Source organism: Anaerostipes faecalis, assembly GCF_018982945.1.
GTDB lineage: Bacteria > Bacillota > Clostridia > Lachnospirales > Lachnospiraceae > Anaerostipes > Anaerostipes faecalis.
The window spans coordinates 158,779-182,326 of the sequence record NZ_JABRXE010000003.1; the positions used below are offsets into that span (position 1 = coordinate 158,779).

The 23,548-nt window shown below is 36.6% G+C and carries 16 protein-coding genes; 2 read left to right on the forward strand and 14 right to left on the reverse strand.

The window, feature by feature from the left end; all coding sequences use genetic code 11:
- Positions 1–64 precede the first annotated feature (64 nt).
- The 11 genes from KTB61_RS04975 to KTB61_RS05025 all read right to left on the reverse strand — a co-directional run bounded on the left by KTB61_RS04975 (position 65) and on the right by KTB61_RS05025 (position 16,168).
- A complete protein-coding gene (locus KTB61_RS04975; protein ID WP_075759533.1) occupies positions 65–1,150 on the reverse strand; it encodes a peptidylprolyl isomerase in 1,086 nt (361 codons plus the stop codon).
- A 57-nt stretch (positions 1,151–1,207) separates the two neighbouring features.
- Entirely contained in the window at positions 1,208–4,723 is a 3,516-nt protein-coding gene (mfd, locus tag KTB61_RS04980) for a transcription-repair coupling factor (RefSeq protein WP_216696943.1), read from the reverse strand.
- 9 nt (positions 4,724–4,732) lie between these two features.
- Entirely contained in the window at positions 4,733–5,299 is a 567-nt protein-coding gene (gene pth / locus KTB61_RS04985; RefSeq protein ID WP_075759535.1) for an aminoacyl-tRNA hydrolase, read from the reverse strand.
- 106 nt (positions 5,300–5,405) lie between these two features.
- Complete coding sequence (gene aroF, locus KTB61_RS04990; RefSeq protein ID WP_216696944.1) at positions 5,406–6,413, reverse strand: 3-deoxy-7-phosphoheptulonate synthase; 1,008 nt, start codon at positions 6,411–6,413, stop codon at positions 5,406–5,408.
- Positions 6,414–6,771: 358 nt separating this feature from the next.
- Positions 6,772–7,893, reverse strand: coding sequence for a YibE/F family protein (locus KTB61_RS04995; protein ID WP_075759537.1), 1,122 nt, complete (start codon positions 7,891–7,893; stop codon positions 6,772–6,774).
- A gap of 141 nt (positions 7,894–8,034) precedes the next feature.
- Positions 8,035–10,140, reverse strand: a complete 2,106-nt coding sequence (locus tag KTB61_RS05000; RefSeq protein ID WP_330390881.1) for a metallophosphoesterase — start codon at positions 10,138–10,140, stop codon at positions 8,035–8,037.
- 126 nt (positions 10,141–10,266) lie between these two features.
- Positions 10,267–11,622, reverse strand: coding sequence for an MATE family efflux transporter (locus KTB61_RS05005; protein ID WP_075759538.1), 1,356 nt, complete (start codon positions 11,620–11,622; stop codon positions 10,267–10,269).
- Positions 11,623–11,872: 250 nt separating this feature from the next.
- On the reverse strand, positions 11,873–13,093 hold the full coding sequence (locus KTB61_RS05010) for a pyridoxal phosphate-dependent aminotransferase (RefSeq protein WP_216696945.1): 1,221 nt from the start codon (positions 13,091–13,093) through the stop codon (positions 11,873–11,875).
- 9 nt (positions 13,094–13,102) lie between these two features.
- Positions 13,103–13,294 (reverse strand): DUF6472 family protein, encoded by a 192-nt coding sequence (locus KTB61_RS05015; RefSeq protein WP_075759540.1) that lies wholly within the window; start codon positions 13,292–13,294, stop codon positions 13,103–13,105.
- 3 nt (positions 13,295–13,297) lie between these two features.
- Positions 13,298–13,981, reverse strand: a complete 684-nt coding sequence (locus tag KTB61_RS05020; protein ID WP_075759541.1) for an HAD family hydrolase — start codon at positions 13,979–13,981, stop codon at positions 13,298–13,300.
- A 144-nt stretch (positions 13,982–14,125) separates the two neighbouring features.
- Positions 14,126–16,168, reverse strand: coding sequence for a BglG family transcription antiterminator (locus tag KTB61_RS05025; RefSeq protein ID WP_216696946.1), 2,043 nt, complete (start codon positions 16,166–16,168; stop codon positions 14,126–14,128).
- A 149-nt stretch (positions 16,169–16,317) separates the two neighbouring features.
- Between KTB61_RS05025 and KTB61_RS05030 the strand changes: the two genes are divergently transcribed.
- Positions 16,318–18,066 carry an ABC transporter ATP-binding protein gene (locus KTB61_RS05030; protein WP_075759542.1) on the forward strand — a complete coding sequence of 583 codons (1,749 nt, stop codon included), beginning with the start codon at positions 16,318–16,320 and terminating at the stop codon, positions 18,064–18,066.
- A gap of 79 nt (positions 18,067–18,145) precedes the next feature.
- On the opposite strand, the gene KTB61_RS05035 is transcribed toward KTB61_RS05030, so the two are convergent.
- Together KTB61_RS05035 and KTB61_RS05040 are read right to left on the reverse strand one after the other, a co-directional pair.
- On the reverse strand, positions 18,146–19,477 hold the full coding sequence (locus KTB61_RS05035) for an MATE family efflux transporter (RefSeq protein WP_075759543.1): 1,332 nt from the start codon (positions 19,475–19,477) through the stop codon (positions 18,146–18,148).
- A gap of 92 nt (positions 19,478–19,569) precedes the next feature.
- Positions 19,570–19,962 carry a NifB/NifX family molybdenum-iron cluster-binding protein gene (locus tag KTB61_RS05040; protein WP_075759544.1) on the reverse strand — a complete coding sequence of 131 codons (393 nt, stop codon included), beginning with the start codon at positions 19,960–19,962 and terminating at the stop codon, positions 19,570–19,572.
- Positions 19,963–20,130: 168 nt separating this feature from the next.
- On the opposite strand from KTB61_RS05040, the gene KTB61_RS05045 reads away from it, so the two are divergent.
- The gene (locus tag KTB61_RS05045; protein WP_216696947.1) at positions 20,131–21,828 is read left to right on the forward strand and encodes an ABC-ATPase domain-containing protein; all 1,698 of its coding nucleotides are present in this window, start codon (positions 20,131–20,133) and stop codon (positions 21,826–21,828) included.
- Positions 21,829–21,871: 43 nt separating this feature from the next.
- Here the strand turns inward: KTB61_RS05045 and KTB61_RS05050 are convergent, their stop codons facing one another.
- Entirely contained in the window at positions 21,872–23,527 is a 1,656-nt protein-coding gene (locus KTB61_RS05050; protein ID WP_216696948.1) for a SulP family inorganic anion transporter, read from the reverse strand.
- Positions 23,528–23,548: the final 21 nt, after the last annotated feature.

Genomic DNA, 23,548 nt, shown 5'->3' on the forward strand with positions numbered 1-23,548 from the left:
TTAAAAGAGGCAGTGAAATTTATTCACTGCCTCTTATTAAATTCTTTAATAGCTCTTTTATATTCTATTTACTGCTTTCTGTTGTTGTTGCTTCTGTAGTAGCTGTTGTAGAAGCTGTCGTTGCTTTATAAGAGAATTTTACTTCTTTCCAGAGATCCTGATTTACAGATTTTTCATCATCCCACTTTTTATCAGCTTCCTTTGTCCATTTTTTATAGACTTTTTCATAAGCTTCCTGCTGTTTTTCCTGAAGCAGTGTTGTTTTATTGGATGCTGCTGCAGATGTATCATTTGGATTCAGCATTTTAATAATAACGTAACCGTCATCTGTTTCAACAATTCCACTTACCTGATTCTTATTTAATTTAGCTGCTGCCGCCTCAAACTTATCTCCAAGCGCAGATTTACCTTTTGTATAAGATTCTTCGTTATCTGTGTTTACTCCATACTTTTTAGCTACTGTGCTGACACTTTGTCCACCTTTAATCGCTTTTAATGCAGACTTTGCTTTTGTATACTGAGCTTTCTTTTCTTTTGCTGTCATGTCTTTTTCTTTTCCAGTCTTACTGTCTGTAGTTTTAGTCGTAAACAACAGCTTGTATACTTTAACTGTTTTGGCTTCTTCGTCTGTTACTGTTACATTTGCCTTTTCAATGATTGCCTGCATTACTTTTGTGGCAATCTGGCTTTCCTCATACAGCTGTTTGATCATGTCCTTATCTGCTTCTGTTTTCTTCATAACCTTCTTGCCTACGTCATCTTTTACAAAAGCATTTACATTCTCATTTAACTGACTCTTTTCGTCTTTTGTTAATTTTACATCATAATCGTCTTTATGCGCTACCAGTACTTTAATCTGTTTTAACTGTTCAATAACGCTGTTTTTTACAGACTGCTGCATGGTAATCTTTTTGCCATCACTATCTGTTCCAACCTGCATAGACCACATGTCATCTCCGAAATATGATCCATACTGTGCTTCTGCCTGATACTGCATGATTCTGGCATAAACATGCGCTTCCTGAAATGTTACTTTCTGCCCCGCATATTCAAACAATGTTTTCTTGTTTTTATCACATCCGGTCAGAAGAGATAAACTTAAAGAAACCACTGCTGTCAGGCAAAACAGTTTTTTCATTAACTTTTTCATATTATTTGTCTCCTTTAATTTTAATCTAAATACTTCCCGAAGTATTATACTATAAAACTATCGCATTATCAATGAATTCAAAGAGTTCACACAATGTTCAATTTTTCCAAGACGTTTTACTTTTTTTATCTTTTCCAGATTCAGAACAAACGTAGGGATATTTCCTGCTCGGAAAGACAGTTCACCTTTATGTTCATTTAGAACTTCCGGTATTCGATCCACATCTACTTTGGCATCTGCTTTCATCTCAAAAAACACCTTCTCATCTTTTTGCTTCACATCTGTCATATATGCTTTATGGGCAAGTGCCTTTAAATAAGCTACATAAAGCAGATTATGCACAGCTTTTGGCAATTCTCCAAAACGGTCTATCAGCTCATCCGTCATATCTTCCATTTCATCCTTTGTTTCAATAGATGAGATACGCTTATAAAGCTCCAGTTTCTGATACTCATTTCTTACATAGGCTGCCGGAATAAATGCATTGATATCAAGATCCAGTGTAGTTTCAAATTCATCTTCCTCTGTAAGTTCTCCCTTCAGACGCATCACCGCATCGTTGAGCATCTTACAATATAAATCATAACCTACTGCTTCCATATGACCGGATTGTGCCTGACCTAAAAGGTTGCCTGCTCCTCGGATTTCCAGATCCCTCATGGCAATTTTATAACCCGAACCAAGATCCGTAAACTCACGAATTGCCTGCAATCGTTTTTCTGCCGTTTCCTTCAACAATGTATTTTGTTTATACATTAAAAATGCAAAAGCATTTCGATTAGATCGTCCTACCCGTCCTCTGAGCTGATATAGCTGCGACAGCCCCAGCTGATTGGCATCATGAATTATCATTGTATTTACATTTGGAATATCCAATCCTGTTTCAATAATTGTTGTAGAAACCAGTACATCGATTTCCTTATTCATAAACTGCATCATAATCTGTTCCAGCTCTCGCTCTTTCATTTGTCCATGGGCAAATGCTACCTTGGCATTGGGCAGAAGCTTCTGAAGCTGGGCAGTGATTTCTGCAATATTATTTACCCGGTTGTACACATAATAGACCTGTCCACCTCGAGTCATTTCACGATAAACAGCCTCCTTTACCAGTTCCTCATTGTATTCCATAACATAGGTCTGAATAGCACGCCGGTCGTGAGGCGGTTCTTCCAGCAAACTCATATCACGAATTCCAATAAGACTCATATGCAATGTTCTTGGAATCGGTGTTGCAGATAGGGACAATACATCCACATCTTTCTTCATGGTTTTTATTTTTTCTTTATGATTGACCCCAAATCTCTGTTCCTCATCGATGATCAGCAGTCCCAGATTCTTATACTGCATATCTTTTGATAACAGCCGATGGGTTCCAATGACAATATCCACTGTTCCATTTTTCAATCCTTCGATAGTCTCTCTTTGTTCTTTTGGTGTACAAAATCTGGACATTACCCGTACAGAAATAGGATACTGTGCAAATCTCTGGACAAAGGTATTAAAATGCTGCTGTGCAAGAATCGTCGTCGGCACCAGATAAGCTACCTGTTTATTATTATCCACCGCCTTAAATGCTGCACGAATAGCAACTTCTGTTTTTCCATACCCCACATCTCCGCAGATCAGACGGTCCATAATCTTTTTGCTTTCCATATCCCGCTTTGTATCTTCTATGGCATTTAGCTGATCCTGAGTTTCATCATAAGGAAACAATTCTTCAAACTCTTTTTGCCATACACTGTCCTTATCATATACATATCCTTCTTTTGCCTGACGGATTGCATACAATTCTACCAGCTCTTTTGCAATATCTTTCACCTGGCTCTTTACACGGCTTTTCGTCTTTTTCCATTCAGTTCCGCCCAGTTTATGAAGTTTGGGCTTTCTTGCATTTGCACTGGCATATTTTGCAATCTGATCCAGTGCAGATGCCAGTATAAACAGGTTATCGCCACCTTGATATTCAATGCTTATATAATCCTTCTCAACACCGCCAACTGTGATTTTTTCTATTCCTCGATAAATTCCAACTCCATGCTTTTCATGAACAACATAATCGCCAATATTAATATCAGCAAAACTTTTAATTTTCTCTCCTTTGGCTTTTCCGGAAGTTTTTTTCCTTTTCTTTTCTTTCCTTCCTTTAAAAATATCACTTTCAGAAATCAGTACCCATTTTGTCTCGGGATACTCAATACCTGTTTTTAATTTTCCAGCAGTAATCACAACCTGCCCCGGACAGATTTCTTCGGATAAATCTTTATCATAGGTTACCACCAGGTCATTTTCCCTCATATCTTCTGTCAGCCGTTTGGCTCTGGTCACAGATGGAGATGCTACAATTATTCTGTAATCTTTTTTCTGGTAGGCTGATAGATCCTTTATCAGTTGTTCAAAACTGTTATTATAGGACTGAATAGATTTTGCCTCTATAAAAAAAGTTTTATATATTGAAAATTCCTCAATCTCTGTGGACAATGCAGCAAAACAAACCATAGGATGCTTTTCTATCTGTCTGGATGCCTGTGAAAATTCCACTACTGTATTCATCTGTTTTGGAAAAAGATATCCGCTTTCCAGACGGCTTTTCATACTTTCCATAAACTCAAGAAAGAACCCATTGGCACGTTCCTTTACATGTTTAGGCTCATCCAGATATACCATACTGTTTTTTGGAAAATACTCAAGAATGCTAACGAGATTCTCATAAAAATATGGCAGGTATCCTTCCGCCCCAATGAGCATATGCAGTTCTGAAAGTTCTTCACGAACCCGATTCATTTCTTTCTTTAATCGAACTTCCTTTTCTGTTTCATATTTTTTATGAAACTCACCAGATAGTTTTTTATAATCTTTTTCCAGTGCTAAAAGTCCCTGGGAAATTCTCTCATCTCCCAGAATAATTTCCGTTGCCGGATAGATTGTCAGACTTGGAACTTCCTCAATAGATCTCTGGCTTTCTGCTTCAAAACTGCGAATAGAATCTATTTCGTCACCCCAGAGTTCTATTCGATAGGGACAATCTCCTGTATATGGATAAATATCTATAATTCCGCCACGAATGGCAAACTCTCCCGCTGCCTCTACAAATCCGGTCTTTTCATAGCCCAAAGCCACCAGATTTCCGGATATTTTCCCTTCTTCCACCGTATCACCTGTTTTCCATGTAATGCGATGTTTTTTTATTTCTGCCAAAGGCACCACTCTATCCATAACAGCATCGATGGACATAACATAAACTCCACCTTGTCCTTTGATGATTCTCTCAATACAATTCATTCGTTCCCTGGCAATTGCATTTCCATGTACATCTGCACTGTAAAACAGTGGATCTTTTGCCGGAAGATAATAAACTTTATCTCCAAAAAACTGATAGCCTTCCACCCATTGTCTTGCTGCATTTTCATCCGATACAATAATGATTTTATATTTACTTTGATTTCCCAGCAGACTGGTCAAATGCCATTTAGCTGTATCGGTACATCCTGACACGAAAACAGGACCCTGATTCTCTTCAAGGCCTGCCTTCATCTGCTGATATACACTATCATTTTTTAATACCTGTTCTAACACTTTGCTTCCCTACTTTTTCTTATTATGACGATTCATAGCTTCCGTAATGTTATCTTCTACAATCAGTTTCACAGCATCATACACATCTTCAAATCGTTCTGATAAGATTGCCTGATCCTCTTTTCCAAAATGTCCTAAAACATAATCTGCCAGATCATATCCTTTCGGTTTTGCTCCAACACCAATTTTAACCCTTGGGAATTCCATGCTCCCCAGATGACTGATGATACTCTTGATACCGTTATGCCCCCCTGCACTTCCCTTTTTACGGATTCGAAGTCTTCCCACATCCAGATCAATATCATCAAAAATCACCAGAAAATCTTCCGGATCTAATTTGTAAAAATCCATAATAGGGCGCAGGCTTTCTCCGCTTAGATTCATAAACGTCTGAGGTTTTACCAGAAGAACCTTTTCCCCTCCCATATACCCGGATCCTACCAATGCTTTATGCTTTCCCGTATTTATATTTATGCCTTCTTTGTCTGCAATATAATCAAGAGCTGCAAATCCTATATTATGCCTTGTATTTTCGTATTTTTTCCCTGGATTTCCCAGTCCAACGATTACTTTCATGGTTTTCTCCTTTCACGCACTTTAGACCCGGGATTCCGAAGATTCCCGGGTTATATTGTCATTTCTCTTATTGTTTTATTATTTTAGCAATAATATTTGATTTCGTCTACAAAGTTTCAAAAAATTCTCTTGTTCTTGTTACCTTTTCCATTAACTCTTTGAAAGATTCCGGTGTCAGAGACTGAGGTCCGTCGCATAATGCTTTTGCCGGATTATTGTGCACTTCGATCATTAATCCGTCTGCACCAGCTGCCACAGCTGCCAGAGACATTGGTTCTACCATGGCACGAATTCCCGTTGCATGAGAAGGATCTACGATAACCGGCAGATGTGATTTCTTTTTGATCATTGGAATCGCAGATAAATCCAAAGTGTTTCTCATGGCGGTTTCATAAGTTCGAATACCTCTTTCACAAAGTATTACATTTTCATTTCCTCCTGCCATAATGTATTCTGCACTCATCAGCCACTCTTCAATGGTACTGGCCATTCCCCTTTTCAGCAGAATCGGTTTATCAATTTTTCCTAATTCTTTCAGCAACTCAAAGTTCTGCATATTTCTTGTTCCAACCTGAATAAGATCCACATCTTCAAACAATGGCAAATGGCTGGCATCCATAATTTCTGTTACAACGGGAAGACCTGTAGCTTTCTTTGCTTCTAAAAGAAGCTTCAATCCATCCCCATGTAATCCCTGAAAAGAATATGGAGAAGTTCTCGGTTTGAAAGCACCTCCTCGAAGCAGTCCTGCCCCTGCTTCTTTTACCTTTTGAGCCACTTCCACCATCTGTTCTCTGGATTCAATGGAACAAGGTCCTCCGATTACCTGAAAATGTCCTCCACCGATTTTTACATTTCCAACTTCAATCACAGAATCCTCCGGATGGAAATTGCGGTTTGCTTTTTTATATGGTTCCTGAATTCTCTGCACATTTTCAACAATATCATTTGCCATAATGTGACGCATATCAACTACAGAAGTATCTCCGATGAGACCTAAGATCCGGGTATTTTCTCCCTCAGATTCATGAATTAAAAGCCCCTGTTCCACCATCTCCTGTTTTAATGCTTCAACCTGTTTTTCCTCTGCCTGTTTCTTCAAAATAATAATCATAATAATTTTCTCCTTTATCCATCTGGTCATATCCTCGCGGAACGTTTTTTATTACATAGGAAATTCAAAGGAATTTCCTATGTAATAAAAAAAGGACATGCATTCCTGCTACAAGAACGCATGCCCTATGATATCCGAAATTCTACTTAAAGTTATCTGTTCACAGGAGATGATTCATTGTAGCACAAACAGCCAGGATAAAAATAATAACCCTGGAAATAAAAGCAATATGCACAATTTGTCATCTTCTTTGTTAACATTTAATAACTCCTTTATTTACTATGTATTTAACATACCCTAGTTTTTTCTTTCTGTCAATTATTTTATAGATAAAATTTATGATTTTCATAAATTGATTTTATGATTTTCGTGTCACAAAAAACGCTGCAAACAAAGCTGTAATAGGAACTGTAAGAACAACCCCAAGACTTCCTGATAATCCCTGCATGATCTCAATACCTATGATATAGGAATTGGCCAGCTGACGATAGCTTAGATCATAAGCATAATTGGTAATCAAAGTAGTTAATGAACCACCTACATAGGCAAAGATTAAAGTATTGGTCATGGTTCCCATCATATCTCTTCCAACACGAATTCCAGACATGAATAATTTGGATGCAGGCAGTGCCGGATCTGTCTCATGAATTTCCTGAATAGTGGAAGCAATGGACATTCCCACATCCATCACCGCTCCAAGAGCTGAAATAATAATCCCTGCAAACAGTAATTGTCCTATTTTAATAGAAGAATTTTGTGCCACATAATTTAGTGTTTCAATATCTGATACATTATACCCTGTAATTCCTGCTGCTTTTCCAAACAATATTGCTGCAACAGCTGCAATAGCGACTCCACAGGTTGTTCCTATGATAGCTGATAATGTTTTTGTGGTATATCCGCCAAGAAGTCCCAGTGTTACAACAGTCGTAAATGCAGCAACAATAATGGACATTAAGATTGGAGATACCCCCTGATACATCAGAGGAAACATAAGATATACGATACATACAAATGCAAATCCAAGACTTGCTATAGCTTCCACTCCTTTTTTCCCTCCAATCAGACATACAACTGCTGCAAAAATCAGAGCAAATCCATAAATTGCCATAGTACGATCCTGACTATACACCGTAACACTTGTATTTGCATCTGCTGTATTTACAATGACAATGACCTTTGTACCAATTTTACAATTTGCTCCAAATAAAGTTCCGTCAGGATTAATGGCATTCATTTCTTTTCCGGAATATGTTCCGGTTTTTATTTTAACCATAACTTCCTGGGTTCCATAGCGGTTCCCATCTTCTGCCAGATTATCCTTGGTAATTTGAGTAACAACTGCTTTTTCATATGTCTGACCTTTCGTTGATACCATCTGCTTTTTTTCAAATTGATTGCATCGGATCAAAACAGCCACAAATATAATCCCAATGATAATTCCTATTACAATCTTTTTCCAATTTACTGTTATCTTCATAAATAAACTCTTCCTTCATGTTATATATGTTAGAACAAAGCGGACAAGTCCGCTATCAACTCCCTATGTAATAACAAAACCTGAACCCGACATAAAGGATGTTCAGGCCCAGGCAATGTATATATTTTATTATTTATATTATTATCTTACAGTAACTTTTTTTGTTGTGCTGTAAGAACCATAATAACGTTTTCCGCTAACTGTCTTAAATGAACGAGCTTTTACATAATATTTTTTGCCCTTCTTTAATTTGCTTAATTTCAAAACAGATGTATGTGTATTCTTACTTACAACTTTTTTATTGCTGAATTTACTGTTTGTTGCATAAACAATTTCATATCCGGAAGCCTTGGAATCTTTCTTCCATTTAATTGTCAATGCTTTCTTTATTTTGTTAGATACAGACACAGACTGTTTCTTTGGAACAACCGTGATTGTAATGTTCTTTGTAGCAGATTTGTACTGGCTAGTTACAGAAGCTTTGACTGTAATAACAGCCTTTCCTGTACCTTTGATTGTCACATTTCCTTTGCTGTCAACTGTAGCTACATTCTTGTTAGATGTTGTATAGCTTAATTTTCCATTACCGTTTGTTTTTGCATTTAATGCAAATGGTTTAGACCCATAAACTTTTGTATAAGAAGATGTACCTGTAATCTTCTGTTCCTTAAGTTCCTGTTTTGGTTCTTCTGCTTTCTTTACGATTTTATAAGTAGATGATCCTTCTAATTCTTTTCCTGTTGTTGCATCATATACTGTTACTTCAAAAGAATCATCTGTTACATTTACTACAGAATAAGTTGGTGTCCATGACTGGCTTCGTTCAGAAATAAAATCCTGCTGTGTTGGAATTAAGTTATAGAATTTAGAACCTGTTGCAGAGTTTGCTTCTAAATATACTGTTCCTTCTGGATTTACAACAGTTCCGCTCTTTGTATTATTTACGATTTCATAGCAGTTGTTCTGATTTGCAAAATCTGCAGATCCGGTATTTGCTGTATTATTATATGCTGTATGATTCTTTCCATCTCCCTGCAGCTGATAAGTTCTGGAGTATGTATGATCATGTCCCTGAAGAACTACATCGATATCATATTTATCCATCAATGGTGTTAACTGGGTTCTTAAAATCATACCGTCAGAATCTGAATGGTCATAACCAGATCCATAAATATCCTGATGGAACATAACAACTTTCCATTTTGCATCTTTATTTTCTTTCACTGCCTTACGGATAACATTTTCATGAGTTGCACAGTTATAATTGTTTGTATCTAATACAATGAAAAGTGTATTTCCATAAGTGTAGTAGTAGTCTGTTCCTGCCGCTGTCTTTCCTTCTGTATACTGTTTTGGACTCTTTGTTGATGTTGTATCATTTTCATCGAATGAATTTGGATTATTATAATGTAATGAATACTGATTAGAGCTTGAATCATGGTTACCGATGGTTGTAGCAACAGGAAGAGATCTCAATGCTTCTGCCCCTAAATATCCTGCATACTCTCTTTCATTTGCACCATAGTTTACCTGATCCCCTGCTGACGCAATAAAACTTACATTAGAATGATTAGCTACCGCCTGATTTAACACCTTATTCCAGTTGTAACTGTCATTTCTTGCTGCAAGATTTGCATTTGCATCTGAAGTAACTTTGTTACCTGCATTACTCATTGAATCCCCTTCCGTACTGGTCTGTCCTTTAGAGGCTCCAATCTGAGGGTCTCCTACATATAGGAAAGAGTAATTTTTAAAGGATTTTACAGAATATTTCTGTGCATCCTGCCACTGACCGTTCTGAAATACCTGATAGTAGTAAGTGGTATTTTCTTTTAAATCTTTTACCGTTGCCTTATTGGAATAATACTGGACATCAGAAATTACAACTGATTGTGTCTGCTTTCCTTCGTATTCTACAGCTGCTGTCATATCTTTATTGTCCGCAATACGAACCTTTGGAGTTTCTTCAGTTTTGCTATACCATGCAAAGTTAAGCTGGCTTTGATTTACACCTGGTGTCAATGATACATTTTCATAATTGCTGCTGTATGCTTCCCAGTTATCTTTCCATGTCTTCCAATCTGCTGATGTGGAAGCATCATTCCAGTGTTCTGTTGCTGCCTGAACATTAGATGTATTTGGAACTGCAGCGAAACATCCGCCTGTAAGCATCATAGCTGAAAGAGCAATAACCGCAGTACGTTTCATGCTTCCACGTTTTATACTTCTTCTAATTGTTCGAATCATAACAATAGTTCCTCCTTTTCAATCGTTGTCTATGATCTATCCTTGCTTAAAAGGATAGCCTTTTTCCATTGGAGGTTCTATCATGAAAAGGAAAACCTTATGTTAAATTTTTTTAATATATAAAACTTAATAGATTCGCAGTAACTGCCATTTTCCTTTTATATATCTGACCATAAACATAATGGCACGCACTACCCAATCCAGTGTCATTGCAACCCATACCCCAAAGACTCCCATATGAAGCCAGTTCCCAAGTACTATACTTAAAAATATTCGGAAGATCCACATGGATACAATCGCTGTAATCATACAGTAACGCACATCATTAGCAGCTCTCAGGGTATTCGGAAGGGTAAAGGAAATCGGCCATATGGTAATACAGCACAATGTATGATAAATCATAAGTTTCTCTGTAAGTGCCGCTGTTTCCGGTGATAAATGATAGGCTTTGATGATAATTGGAAGAGCAAGAACAATCAGTGCATTTGATATAAGCATTGTTCCATAAACGATTTTCATCAGTTTCTTTGTATAATATCTGGCATTTTCATAATCTCCTGCTCCAACACATCTGGAAACTACCGTCAGCACAGCAAAACCAATGGCCAGTCCTGGAATAATCTCAAACTGTGCAATCAGATTGCTGACCGCATTTGCAGTAATGGAAGATGTACCGTATCCTGCAATTAGACTCAATACAAGGATTTTTCCCAGCTGAAACATACTATTTTCAATTCCATTAGGTACACCAATATGTAAGATTTTCTGAATCAGGTAACCTTTAAAAGCAAAGTGAAAATGATGGCTTAAATGTACTGCCTGATTTCTGTTCTTAATTAATATCAGCATAATTACAGCCGCAATGATTCTTGAAACAAGTGTGGGAATCGCAGCTCCTTCCACACCCATTCCCATTCCATATATCATAATAGCATTACCTGCAATATTAATCCCATTCATTAACATAGACATATTCATGGCAACTTTTGAATTTCCCATTGTACGAAATAATGCTGCACATCCATTATAAACAGCTATAAACGGAATAGATGCTGTTACGATCAAAAGGTATATTCTGGCATTATACATAACATCAGGTTCAATCTGTCCAAAGACTCCATGAAGAATAAAATTCCGTAGTAAATATATTACTGCCATGATAATAACAGACAATGCTGTAATAAACATGATCAGCTGATCTGCTGTCTTACATGCCATCACATGTTTTCTCTGTCCCAGATACTGGCCCGTCACCACAGCACCTCCTGTAGCCAGTGCAGCAAATACATTAATCATCAGCACCATAACACTATCTACCAGCGATACTCCGGAAACAGCTGCTTCTCCAACACTTGCTGTCATAATTGAATCGGCAAGTCCCACTGTAACTACCAGAAGCTGTTCAATAATCAGCGGAATAATTAACTGTTTTAAATCCTTGTTCGAAAATAATCTGTTTTTTTGATTTTCTGCTTTTTCCATTATTTTTCTTTATTCCCCCTCTTTTTCAAACAAATAATCTTTGATTTCCAAATTTCTGTTTTTATGTTAAACCCATTTATTTTTTTATTCAAGAGAAAAACCCTATAATTTATGTTTTCTCTGATTTTGCAAAAAAATATACAGGCTGTATATAACAACCTGTACATTTTGCACATTCTTGTTTATGAATTAACATAGTCTATGATCACTTTGACTGCTTTTTCCATATCCATCCGTACCATATTAATAATTATGATATTTGATGATATCCTGCTAAAAATTCATCCAGCCCTTTACATGCCTTTTTCAGCTGATCTATATTAGGAAGATATACGATTCGGAAATGATCCGGTTCTTCCCAGTGGAATCCTCCTCCATGAGTCAGAAGAATATGTTTCTCTTTAAGGAAATCCAAAACAAATTTTTCATCATCCGTAATGTTAAATTTCTTTATATCGATCTTAGGGAAAATATAAAATGCGGCTTTCGGTTTTACCGCACTGATTCCCGGTATCTCATTTAACGCCTCATAAATATAATTACGCTGTTCGTATACACGACCTCCCGGAAGCAAAGCTTCATCCGTTGTCTTCGGTCCTCCTAAAGCAGTCTGAATAATAGACTGAGCTGGTACATTGGCACAAAGTCTCATGGATGACAATAAATTCAAACCTTCTATATATCCCTGAGCACGGGATTTATCTCCACTTAAACTCATCCATCCACAGCGATATCCCGCAATTCTGTGAGATTTAGACAATCCGTTAAATGTTACAACCATCAAATCCGGAGCCAGTGATGCTATGGAAACATGCTCCAGATCATCCATGACCAAACGGTCATAAATTTCATCTGAAAAAATAATCAGTCCATTTTCTCTGGCAACCTTAACGATATCCAGCAAAACTTCCTTTGGATACAATGCTCCTGTAGGATTGTTTGGATTAATGATGACGATACCTTTCGTATTTGGTGTTACTTTCTTCCGGATATCTTCAATATCAGGATACCACTCTGCTTCCTCGTCACAAATATAATGAACTGCAGTTCCTCCTGCCAAAGTTACAGATGCTGTCCAAAGAGGATAATCCGGTGCAGGCACCAATATTTCATCTCCCGGATTTAATAATCCCTGCATGGACATGGTAATCAATTCACTGACACCATTTCCTGTATAAATATCATCCACCCCCACATTTGGAATATTTTTATACTGACAATACTGCATAATCGCTTTCCTTGCCGAAAATAACCCTTTGGCGTCAGAATATCCTTCTGTGTCTCTCAGATTCATCATCATATCCTGAACAATCTCATCTGGTGCCATAAATCGAAATGGTGCCGGATTTCCAATATTCAATTTTAGGATATCCTTTCCCTCCCGAATCATACGATTAGCTTCATCCATAACCGGCCCTCTGATATCGTAACATACATAATCTAATTTTGATGATTTTTCAAACTTATCCATACTATCCTCCTACATCTGTTTTCTGACAATTGCATATTCATCATCCATCTGAAAATAAGGACAATCCCAATCACTGCTGCTCATAAATCTTGCCATTTCATCCTCATCCAGGTTTACTTCACACACATAATATTCATATTCTTCATCATACACATAATTACTGCAATATTCGCAGCCTGCACTTTTTCTTTTCTTTCCCAATTTCTATTCCTTCCATAAATTCTTTTCCAGCTCTTTAGCAAAATCCAAAAGAGACTTATATTTTCCAAATAGTAAATTATCTACCAAACTGGTATCTTTGACAAGGTCAGGAATAATGACCGGCATCATTCCTGCTCTATAAGCAGCGCGTATTCCATTGGCTGCATCTTCCAGTGCAATAGCTTTCTCTGGTGCAACATCCAGTCCCTTACAGGCAGTCAGATAAATTTCCGGTTCCGGTTTTCCGCGTTTTACCATGTTTCCGGTAACTACCATCTGAAAATAATCTCTGATACCCTCTCTTTTCAGATTCCCGAAAGCATGTTCCTGGCTGGAAGATGTTGCCACTGCCATCTTGATTCCATGTCTTTTTAAAAGATTTAACAGTTCATGTAATCCTTCCTTGGCTGGAACCCCACTGTCTTTTGACATTTCATAATAAGCATTCCTATATGTATCCATGAATTTCAGAAACGGAAACTCCTGTCCATAGTGTTTTTTAAAATATTTTTCCCTGTCATCACGATTAAGTCCCATGGTATTGACTATGTTATGTCCAAGAGGCCCATATCCCAGAATTTCTCCTGCCTGATCCCATGATTTCTGAACATATCTCTCACTGTCAAACATAAGACCATCCATATCAAATACAACAGCCTGTAATTCTTTTAATTTATGTAAATCCATTTGTCATACCTTCCCTGACTTCATATTTAAACTGTCAATTAAATATATTATAAGTCAAAAATATCAGGAGTACAATATAACCATAAAAACCTCCAAACTGATATAAGACAAAAAATTACTCAGTTTAGAGGTTTTTATTTTATTCTATGAACAAGTTATACTTTCAAATATTTGATCTACTGTCTGCAACATGCTTATTTTCTTTGCATTTCCCTGCTTTTTTCCTAACTGGACAATAGCTTTTAAGATTTCCAGATAATCTTTGTCTCCTATAGAAGCAAAACAGAACAGGAGATAAACTTTATTTTCCTTTTCGGTAAACTGGATTCCATCTTTTGAAACCAACAGACTTAAACAATCCTGATGAACCCCAAAATCTTTATTGGCATGAGCTAATCCCACGCCTTCACTTACTACAATATAATCACCGTATTCTTCTACATGTTCTATGGATTTTTCTATGTATCGAGGTTCAATATATCCTTTCTTTTCTAACGGCTCCGCCGATTTATACATTGCTTCTTTCCATGTCATCTGATTGTGGCATACCTGAATAAATTCTTTTTTTAACATTCCTTCCAATGCGTTTTTCTGTTTTTTTGAATTTGTTTTTTGATATTCTTCCACCGTCTCAGTAATCTTCTCACAAATCAGATTAGCCAGTTTCCTATCATCCACCACGTCCTGAATCATATTTTCTAACTGCTTTATTGTTGGCTTCATTGGACTTGATAAGACTTTCTGTTTTTGAAATGTCATTTTCTGAATTAGATTTAAATCTTCCATTTTTAAAAACGGATGTACTCTGATCACCGGATATTGATCCGTCTTTATGGAAACAGTAGAAATGATAAAATCAACTGTTACTTTTTTCATTTCTAACTGCTTTAGTACCTCATCTACTGCCAACACTCCTAAAATATTAAAATCAAAATAATTTTTAATCTGGGCTTCCAGATATTTTCCAGTAGCCATACTTCCTGGACAGACAATAATCACAGAAAGCCTTTGTACATACCTTCTGTTTCTTATAATTGCAACACAAATATGAATTACAATGGATTTCTTCATATTTTCGCTTAGTTTATATGATAAAAAACGCTCCAGAATAAAGCTGTTTTTATTTACCAGTTCTTCTAGATCTTCATAATTAATAAAACCATCATAATCATCCGGAAGTTGAACTTCATAATTTCCCCAATCCTTCATTTTCATAATATGCATTAATAATGAATCCATCAGCTTTGTATCATTAAGCAATCCATAATGAATCTCTTTATCTATTGCTTCAACAAAATGCATAATAACTTTATATAATTCAATTTCATCTACTGTTTTAACAAAAGAATACAATTTATGCTTTTCTAAATAGTTCTGAAAGTCTTCCATCATTTCCTGGGTAACATTGATATTTAACATATACCCTGCATATAAAATCATATGCTCAATTCCAGACAAATTTTTTTTATTTCGAATTAATCTTCCATCTTTTTTGCAAAAATTAAACACTACAAATAAATACAACACGATATCATAAAAAACATCTTCAATAAATACCATATTACATACCTGCATATATTCTTGCATATATGAAAAAATATCCGAAAAACTATAACGAATATTCATACGGTCAATGATCATTCTCTGAAAGAAACCATCATTTTTTATATTAATCGCTATCTCCCTGTACAGACTGGTTAATATCTCAATTTTTATTTTTTCACTGCATTTCAGAAACATGCCTTTTCCCGGGTCAACCATAAGTTCAGCTCCATAGTCTGCAAATTTATCCTTAATCCCTTCAATATCATTTACAATAGTAATTCGGCTAACATATAATTCTTCTGCAAATTTCTGCATAGTCAGATGTCGGCGACTGATGGTTAAAATCATCATAATATAAATCTGTCGTTCTTTTGTTGACAGCTTATACATATATGTATCCATTTCATAGAGATATTTCTCAACAATACTCTCATTAAAATCTTTTGCCTTTGCCAGCTCACCTTTTTCCGTAATAGATATTCCAGACATAGGAATAGTATTTAAAAACTGATTGATTTCTTTGATATCATTACGCAAGGTTTTCTGCGATATCTGATACTCAGCAGCAAGTTCTTTTATCGTTAAAATCCGATCACTGTTCTTTATGATTTTTTGTATAATCTCGGTACTACGCTTTCGCATATTTTTCCTCCCTGTTTTTTTAAAACAGAATAAGCGGAAATGTTTTTACTACATAGAAAAAACCCTTTTTTCAACTATTTCCTATATTCTGGACTTTTCCTTTTCTATGGGATATACTACTTAAATATTTAATGATAGGAGTAATAACCATGCAAATACTTAAAAACTTCCTAAAATACTATAAACCTTACAAAAAAGTATTCTTTTTTGATTTATTTTGTGCTGCCTTTATCAGTATTGTGGATTTAGCATTTCCTCAAATTCTTCGTGTTTTAACAAAAACCTTGTTTTTGCAGGATGCATCTATGATTCTTAAAAAGTTACCTGCCATTGGTATGATACTTTTATTCTTCTATATTCTTCAGGCACTGTGTAAATATTATGTCAGCTGTCAGGGACATATCATGGGTGCACAAATGGAACGCGATATGCGAAAAGAATTATTTGAACATTACGAAACTCTTTCTTTTTCTTATTATGACAAAAACAACACCGGTCAAATGATGAGTCGTATGGTTTCCGATTTATTTGATATTTCTGAAGCCGCCCATCACGGACCTGAAAATCTTTTTATTTCATTGGTAAAAATTATCGGGTCTTTCATTTTCTTATTTTTCATTCAATGGAAACTGGCTGTTATTCTTCTTCTGGTTGTATTGATCATGATTCTATTTAGCAGCAGTCAAAACAAACGCATGCAGAAAACATTTCTAGATAATCGAAAGAAAATAGGCCTGATTAACTCAACCTTACAAGACTCTCTTTCCGGCATACGTGTTGTACAATCCTTTGCAAATGAAGACATTGAACGGACCAAGTTTCAGCATGGCAATGAAGCTTTTCTTCTTTCTAAACGTGACAACTACAAAGCCATGGGGACATTTCAATGCGGAAATACCTTCTTTCAGGGTATCATGTATCTGGTATGCTTAATTGCCGGTGGATTTTTTGTAGCAAAAGGTGACATGACTGCAGGAGATCTTGCAATGTATGCACTATATATAGGAATATTTATCAGTCCTATTCAGATTCTTGTAGAACTTACTGAAATGATGCAGAAAGGATTTTCTGGTTTTCGCCGTTTTCTTGATATTGTAGAAACGCAACCGGAAATTACAGATTCTCCAGATGCGCAACCGATTCAAAATCCTTATGGTGATATTGAATATAAGGATGTAAATTTTAGTTACGAAGATAATGAAATCGTCTTAAATCATATTAATTTTACCATTAAATCAGGCAAATCCATTGCCTTAGCTGGCCCGTCCGGTGGTGGAAAAACCACCATTTGTTCTCTACTTCCACGATTTTATAACATTACAGGTGGACAGATTACTATTGGAGGACAAAACATCAAAGATATTTCTTTAAAAAGTCTAAGGAATTCCATTGGACTTGTACAACAGGATGTTTATTTATTTAACGGATCTGTCAAAGAAAATATTGCCTATGGAAAACCAGATGCTTCTATGGAAGAAATTATTGATGCTGCAAAAAAAGCAAATATTCATGATTTTATTATGGAATTGCCCGACGGATATGACACCTTTGTTGGCGAACGTGGAACCCGATTATCCGGTGGACAGAAACAGCGGATTTCCATTGCCCGTGTATTCCTAAAAAATCCGCCAATCCTTATTCTTGATGAAGCCACCAGTGCTTTGGATAATGAAAGCGAACGCCGTATTCAAAAAAGTCTGGAGGAGCTGGCAAAAGACCGCACCACCATAACAATTGCACATCGTCTTTCTACCATAAAGAATGCAGATGAAATCTTAGTCATTGATCAGCACTCTATTCAGGAACGAGGCAATCATGATGAACTAATGAAACGAAATGGGTTATATGCAAAATATTATAAAATGCAATTTGAAGGATTCGAAAGCCTGGATATATAGATGATTACATTGTATGTAGTAAAGCGGAGATATCTCTTTTGAGATTCTCCGCTTTTGGGGTTCTTATATGTAATTTTCCTTATAATTTTTCTTTTAAACGTGGTGTTCTTATAATTTGCACAATTAATGGAATAACCATAATAAACCAGACGATTGGTTCTGCTATGATAACTCCTGTATAATCAAGCCATGGAACAAGTGTCGCTGCAATCACAACTTTCCCAACCATTTCAAATCCACTTGAAATCAATGGTGTGATCCGGTCACCAATTCCCTGCATAACATTTCTTACAACACTGATCACTGCCGGCACATAATAAAAAATCGTATCAAATTTCAAATAATTTGTTGCATTCACAATAACTGCTTCTTTGCGACTTCCCGTTACCATATAGACTAATTGTGATCCAATCGTATAGCTTGCGATCATCGCCAATGTTGACCATACACATGTATAAATAATTGCCAGTTTCATTCCTTTTTTAATTCTGTCAATCTTTCCTGCACCCATATTCTGTCCACAAAATGTTGCCATTGTCTGTCCAAAGACACTAAACATGATCATATACATTTCTGTGATCTTTCGTGCTGCTGTATGTGCTACGATAATCTCTTGTCCAAGCTTGTTGATCGCTGTCTGTAATGTCAGAGATCCAATATTTACAAGGGAACTCATAAATCCCATAGACATCCCGGAACCAAGCATTCCCTTGATCATTCCTGACTCTAACCCTTTGAAGTCGTTTTTATTTAAACGTAGCAGTTCATATTTATGAACCATATAAAAACTACAAATAATCAACGCAATAAACTGCGCCAGAACTGTCGCCGCTGCTGCACCCCATGTTCCTGTTTTCCATATTGCGACAAATAAAATATCTCCTCCAATATTCAATCCAACAGAAATCGCAAGGATCAATAGTGGGGTTATTGTATCTCCGATTGCTCGCATAATCCCCATCAAAATATCATAAAACATTGTCACCCATAATCCGACAATAATGATTAGAATGTACTGTTTGGCTGTTATAAATAATGCTGAAGGAACATTCAAAAATCTTAAGATCGGATTGATAAATATCGTTCCCACAAGAATAAGAACAATGGAAATAACAGCACCTAATATAATTGCGATTGCAAATGACTTTCTTACTCTCTTTGTATCTCCGGCTCCAAATTTCTGTGCTGTGGTGATCGCAAATCCGTTTGTCAACCCTAACAGGAACCCAACGATCAGATTACTAATGGTTGTTGTTGCACCGACCGCTGCCAGAGCCTTTTCTCCAAGAAAACTTCCAACAATTCTCGTATCTGCGAGACTATATGTAAGCTGTAGGAGATTCCCTAAAAATATCGGCAATGCAAAACTAAACAGCAAACTCGAAATCTTGCCTTTTGTCAAATCTTTCATTAAATACTATCTCCTGATATCTAGAACCAAACATCTCCGCTGGAACAGTTTTTTACTGATCAGCAATTGGATTAAAATCAATGCTTATGACCTTAATGGCAGTGATGTCCACACTGATGGTCATGATTTCCACAATCATGTCCTTCTTCATGGTGATGATTACATTTCGCATTTGGATCATTTACAAGATTTCCCTGTAAAAATGCTTCTACCTGAGCATCTGCATCTCCAAATGCTCCTGCAACCAATTGAATTCCACACTGTGCCAGTGCCTGAATAGCACCCATTCCGATTCCTCCACAAATCAATACAGAAACTTCTTCTTCATCTAAGAAACCTGCCAATGCACCATGTCCGCTTCCATTGGTATCAATGACTTTAGAAGAAACTACTTTATTATCTTCTACCTTATATACTTTAAACTGTTCTGTATGTCCAAAATGCTGGAATACCTGTCCATTTTCATATGTAACTGCAATATTCATATCGTTTATCTCCTTTTACAACAATTTTTCTTACATGTCTTTTCTGACATATGTCTCATATTAATTTATCTCTATTTTTAACATATATCAATAACTAATTTGAACATTGACATAAGTTTTAAAACATCCGATACTTATAATAAAACAAATGAAAGGACCCTTTGAATTATGAAATCTTCTTCAAATTTAAAATCGCTTTTAAAAAATATAGATCACAAAGGATACCCTGCCTACAAAAGCACACAGGGAGAATACGATTTTCAATCTTATATATTAAGTATTAACCATGTACAAGGAGATCCCTTTGCCTCTCCTTCTAAATTAAGTATCCGGGTTTCGGGAAAAACTGCCGGATTCCCTAAAAGTTACTTCAATACTTCATTTAAACGAATTACTTTACAGGATCATCTGACCCGTTTATTTGGAAAAACTCTGGAAAAATTTAATTTTAAGGCAAAAGGTTCTGGAAAAAGCGGTCTGATTTCTATCAGTCATTGCGGACAGGAAGTTTTAGAACGAACTGCCTGTATTATAAATCCCGCTAACGGAGATGTTACAGTACATTTTGAAGTGGGATTTCCTGCCAATGGGCGTTCCATTAATTCCAGAGAGCTGGAGAAAATTTTATTTACATTTTTACCAGACTGTATTCAATCATCACTTTTTTATAAGAATATCAATCAGAAAACTTTGGAACAGACCATTTACCTCTCCGAAGATCAGCACTATATCCGAGAACAGCTTCCTATGCTTGGTTTGACTGCATTTGTAGCAAACGGTTCCATCCTTCCAAGACAAAGCGGGGTTTCTCAAAAACCTTTAATGGATGCAGTACCTTTTGTATCCCCTGATACATATGAGATTACCTTGAACCTTCCTCATAAAGGACCGATAACAGGAATGGGTATCCCAAAAGGTATCACTCTGATCGTCGGCGGCGGGTATCACGGAAAATCTACCCTGCTCAAAGCTTTGGAACTAGGGGTATATAATCATATTGCAGGAGATGGTCGTGAATACGTTATCACTGATGATTCTGCCATGAAAATCCGTGCAGAAGATGGCCGAAGCATTAAAAAGACTGATATTTCCATGTTTATTAACCATCTGCCAAACAAAAAGGATACTTCCTCTTTCTGTACTGAAGATGCCAGCGGAAGTACATCCCAGGCAGCTAATGTAATCGAAGCAATAGAGGCAGGGACTTCCCTGTTTTTAATTGATGAAGATACCAGTGCAACAAACTTTATGATACGTGATGAACTTATGCAAAGAGTCGTTCATCGTGAAAATGAACCTATTACACCTTTTATTGAAAGAGTAGGAATACTTTATGAAAAACTTGGAATTTCTTCCATTATTGTTGCAGGAAGCTCTGGTTCCTATTTTCATATTGCAGATCATATTCTGCAAATGGACCAGTATATTCCAAAAGATATCACTGCCTTTGCAAAAAAAGAAGCCCAGGCTTTCCCTTCAGTTATGATTTCTGAAGTCTCTATAGACATTCCTTCTTTCTGCCGTAGTTTCTCCTGCAGCAAAGAATTTAAGGGAAGTCGCCGGATTAAAATGAAAACTCTGGGAAAAGATGCTTTCTCCATCAATAGAGAAACTGTGGATCTCCGTTATGTGGAACAGCTGATTGATTCTGAGCAGACAGCAGCTCTTGGATACTCTCTTATGTTTTGTGAGCTTCATCTTATGGATGGTAAAAAGACAATCAGGGAAGTTGTTGATCAGTTATTTAAGATCATATCATTCAAAGGACTCTCTGCTGTTTTAGATTGCCAATATGTAAAATCGAATCTTGCCATGCCTCGAAAACAGGAGGTATTTTGCTGTTTAAATCGCTACCGGTATCTATAGAAAAAAAGAAGTACGAAACAGTTTTGCTTCGTACTTCTTCTCTTTATAAACTTTCAGCTCTCTCAAGAGCTTTATCAATGTTTTCACAAAGATTTTCCCTGCCGATCAGTTCCAATAATCCTTTCTTTTTCATAACCTGATAAGGCTGCTTCTGTACATGAGATAAAATCAATGTTATATTCCGCTTTTTACATTCCATCAGAACATTAGATAAATGATTCATAGATGTGGTATCCAATGCAGGAATACTTCTCATTCGAATAATTATTTTGCGAATCTGACCTCTTTTCGGTCCATTCATGCTCCTTGTAATTACTTCCAGAAATTTATCAGCTGCCCCAAAAAACATTGGACCGTTGATCTCATATACCAAAGTATCTTTCGGTACTTTTCGAAGTTGAATACTTTCCGGATCGTCTGCTTCCTCTTCATCGTCTACATATTTCCAGCTGGAAATCTCTGTTACCTCTGACATTCTCTTTATAAACAGAAGGCAAGCCAGCATCATTCCAACCTCTATTGCGACAACCAGATCAAATATAACGGTCAATACAAACGTGGCAATTAATATAATAGTATCACTTTTTGGAGAAGTTTTTACTACATTTACAAACTCTCTCCATCCACTCATATTATAAGCTACCATGATTAAAATTGCTGCAATGGTAGGCATTGGTATCAGTGCTGCATAAGGCATTAAAATAACCAGCACAAGAACCAGCACAAGTGCATGTACCATTCCTGCCACCGGAGTTCTCCCTCCATTTTTTATGTTGGCTGCTGTTCTTGCAATAGCACCGGTTGCAGGAATTCCACCAAACAGACCTGATGCCATATTTCCAACTCCCTGAGCAATCAGCTCCATATTGGAACGATGTTTCCCTCCAATCATACCGTCTGCCACTACACAAGAAAGCAGCGATTCAATGGCTGCAAGAATGGCAATGGTCATGGCATCCGGCAGCAAAGTCTGCACCATGGAAAATGTAAAATGTGGAACACGAAATACCGGAAGACTGTTACTGATCTTATACAGACTTCCTATTGTATTCACATTAAGATTAAAACCTTTCACCATAGCGATTCCAGCCAGAACCGCCAATAAAGATCCCGGAATCTTTCCATTAATCTTTGGCCATATAACAAGAATCAGAATTCCTGTTATTCCTACGGCCAAAGCCTGAGGATTCCATGTAGATGCACACATAACAGCTTCTCTTAGCTTCTCCACTGTTTCAATTGGCGCATTCTTAAATGAGAGGCCAAATAAATCTTTCACCTGTCCAATGGCAATGGTCACGGCTATACCTGCTGTAAATCCTGTAGTTATGGTATATGGAATAAATTTAATCAGTACTCCCATTTTAAAGATTCCCATAAGGATCAGAATCAGACCTGCCATAATAGTTGCAAGAATCAATCCATCCATTCCATTTCTAGCTACAATATTTCCAACAATAGCTGCAAAAGCCGCTGTAGGACCAGCAATCTGCACCCGGCTTCCACCCAGAAAGGAAATGAGAAATCCTGCAATAATTGCCGTGTATATTCCCTGTTCTGGTCTTACCCCAGAAGCAAGTGCAAGCGCAATTGATAATGGCAGTGCAATAATAGCCACAATAATTCCTGCAATTACATCCTTTGCAAATTGTTCTTTTGAGTAATCTTTTAGTGTCGTAAATAATTTTGGTACCAGCATACTATCTCCTCTTTTGTAATT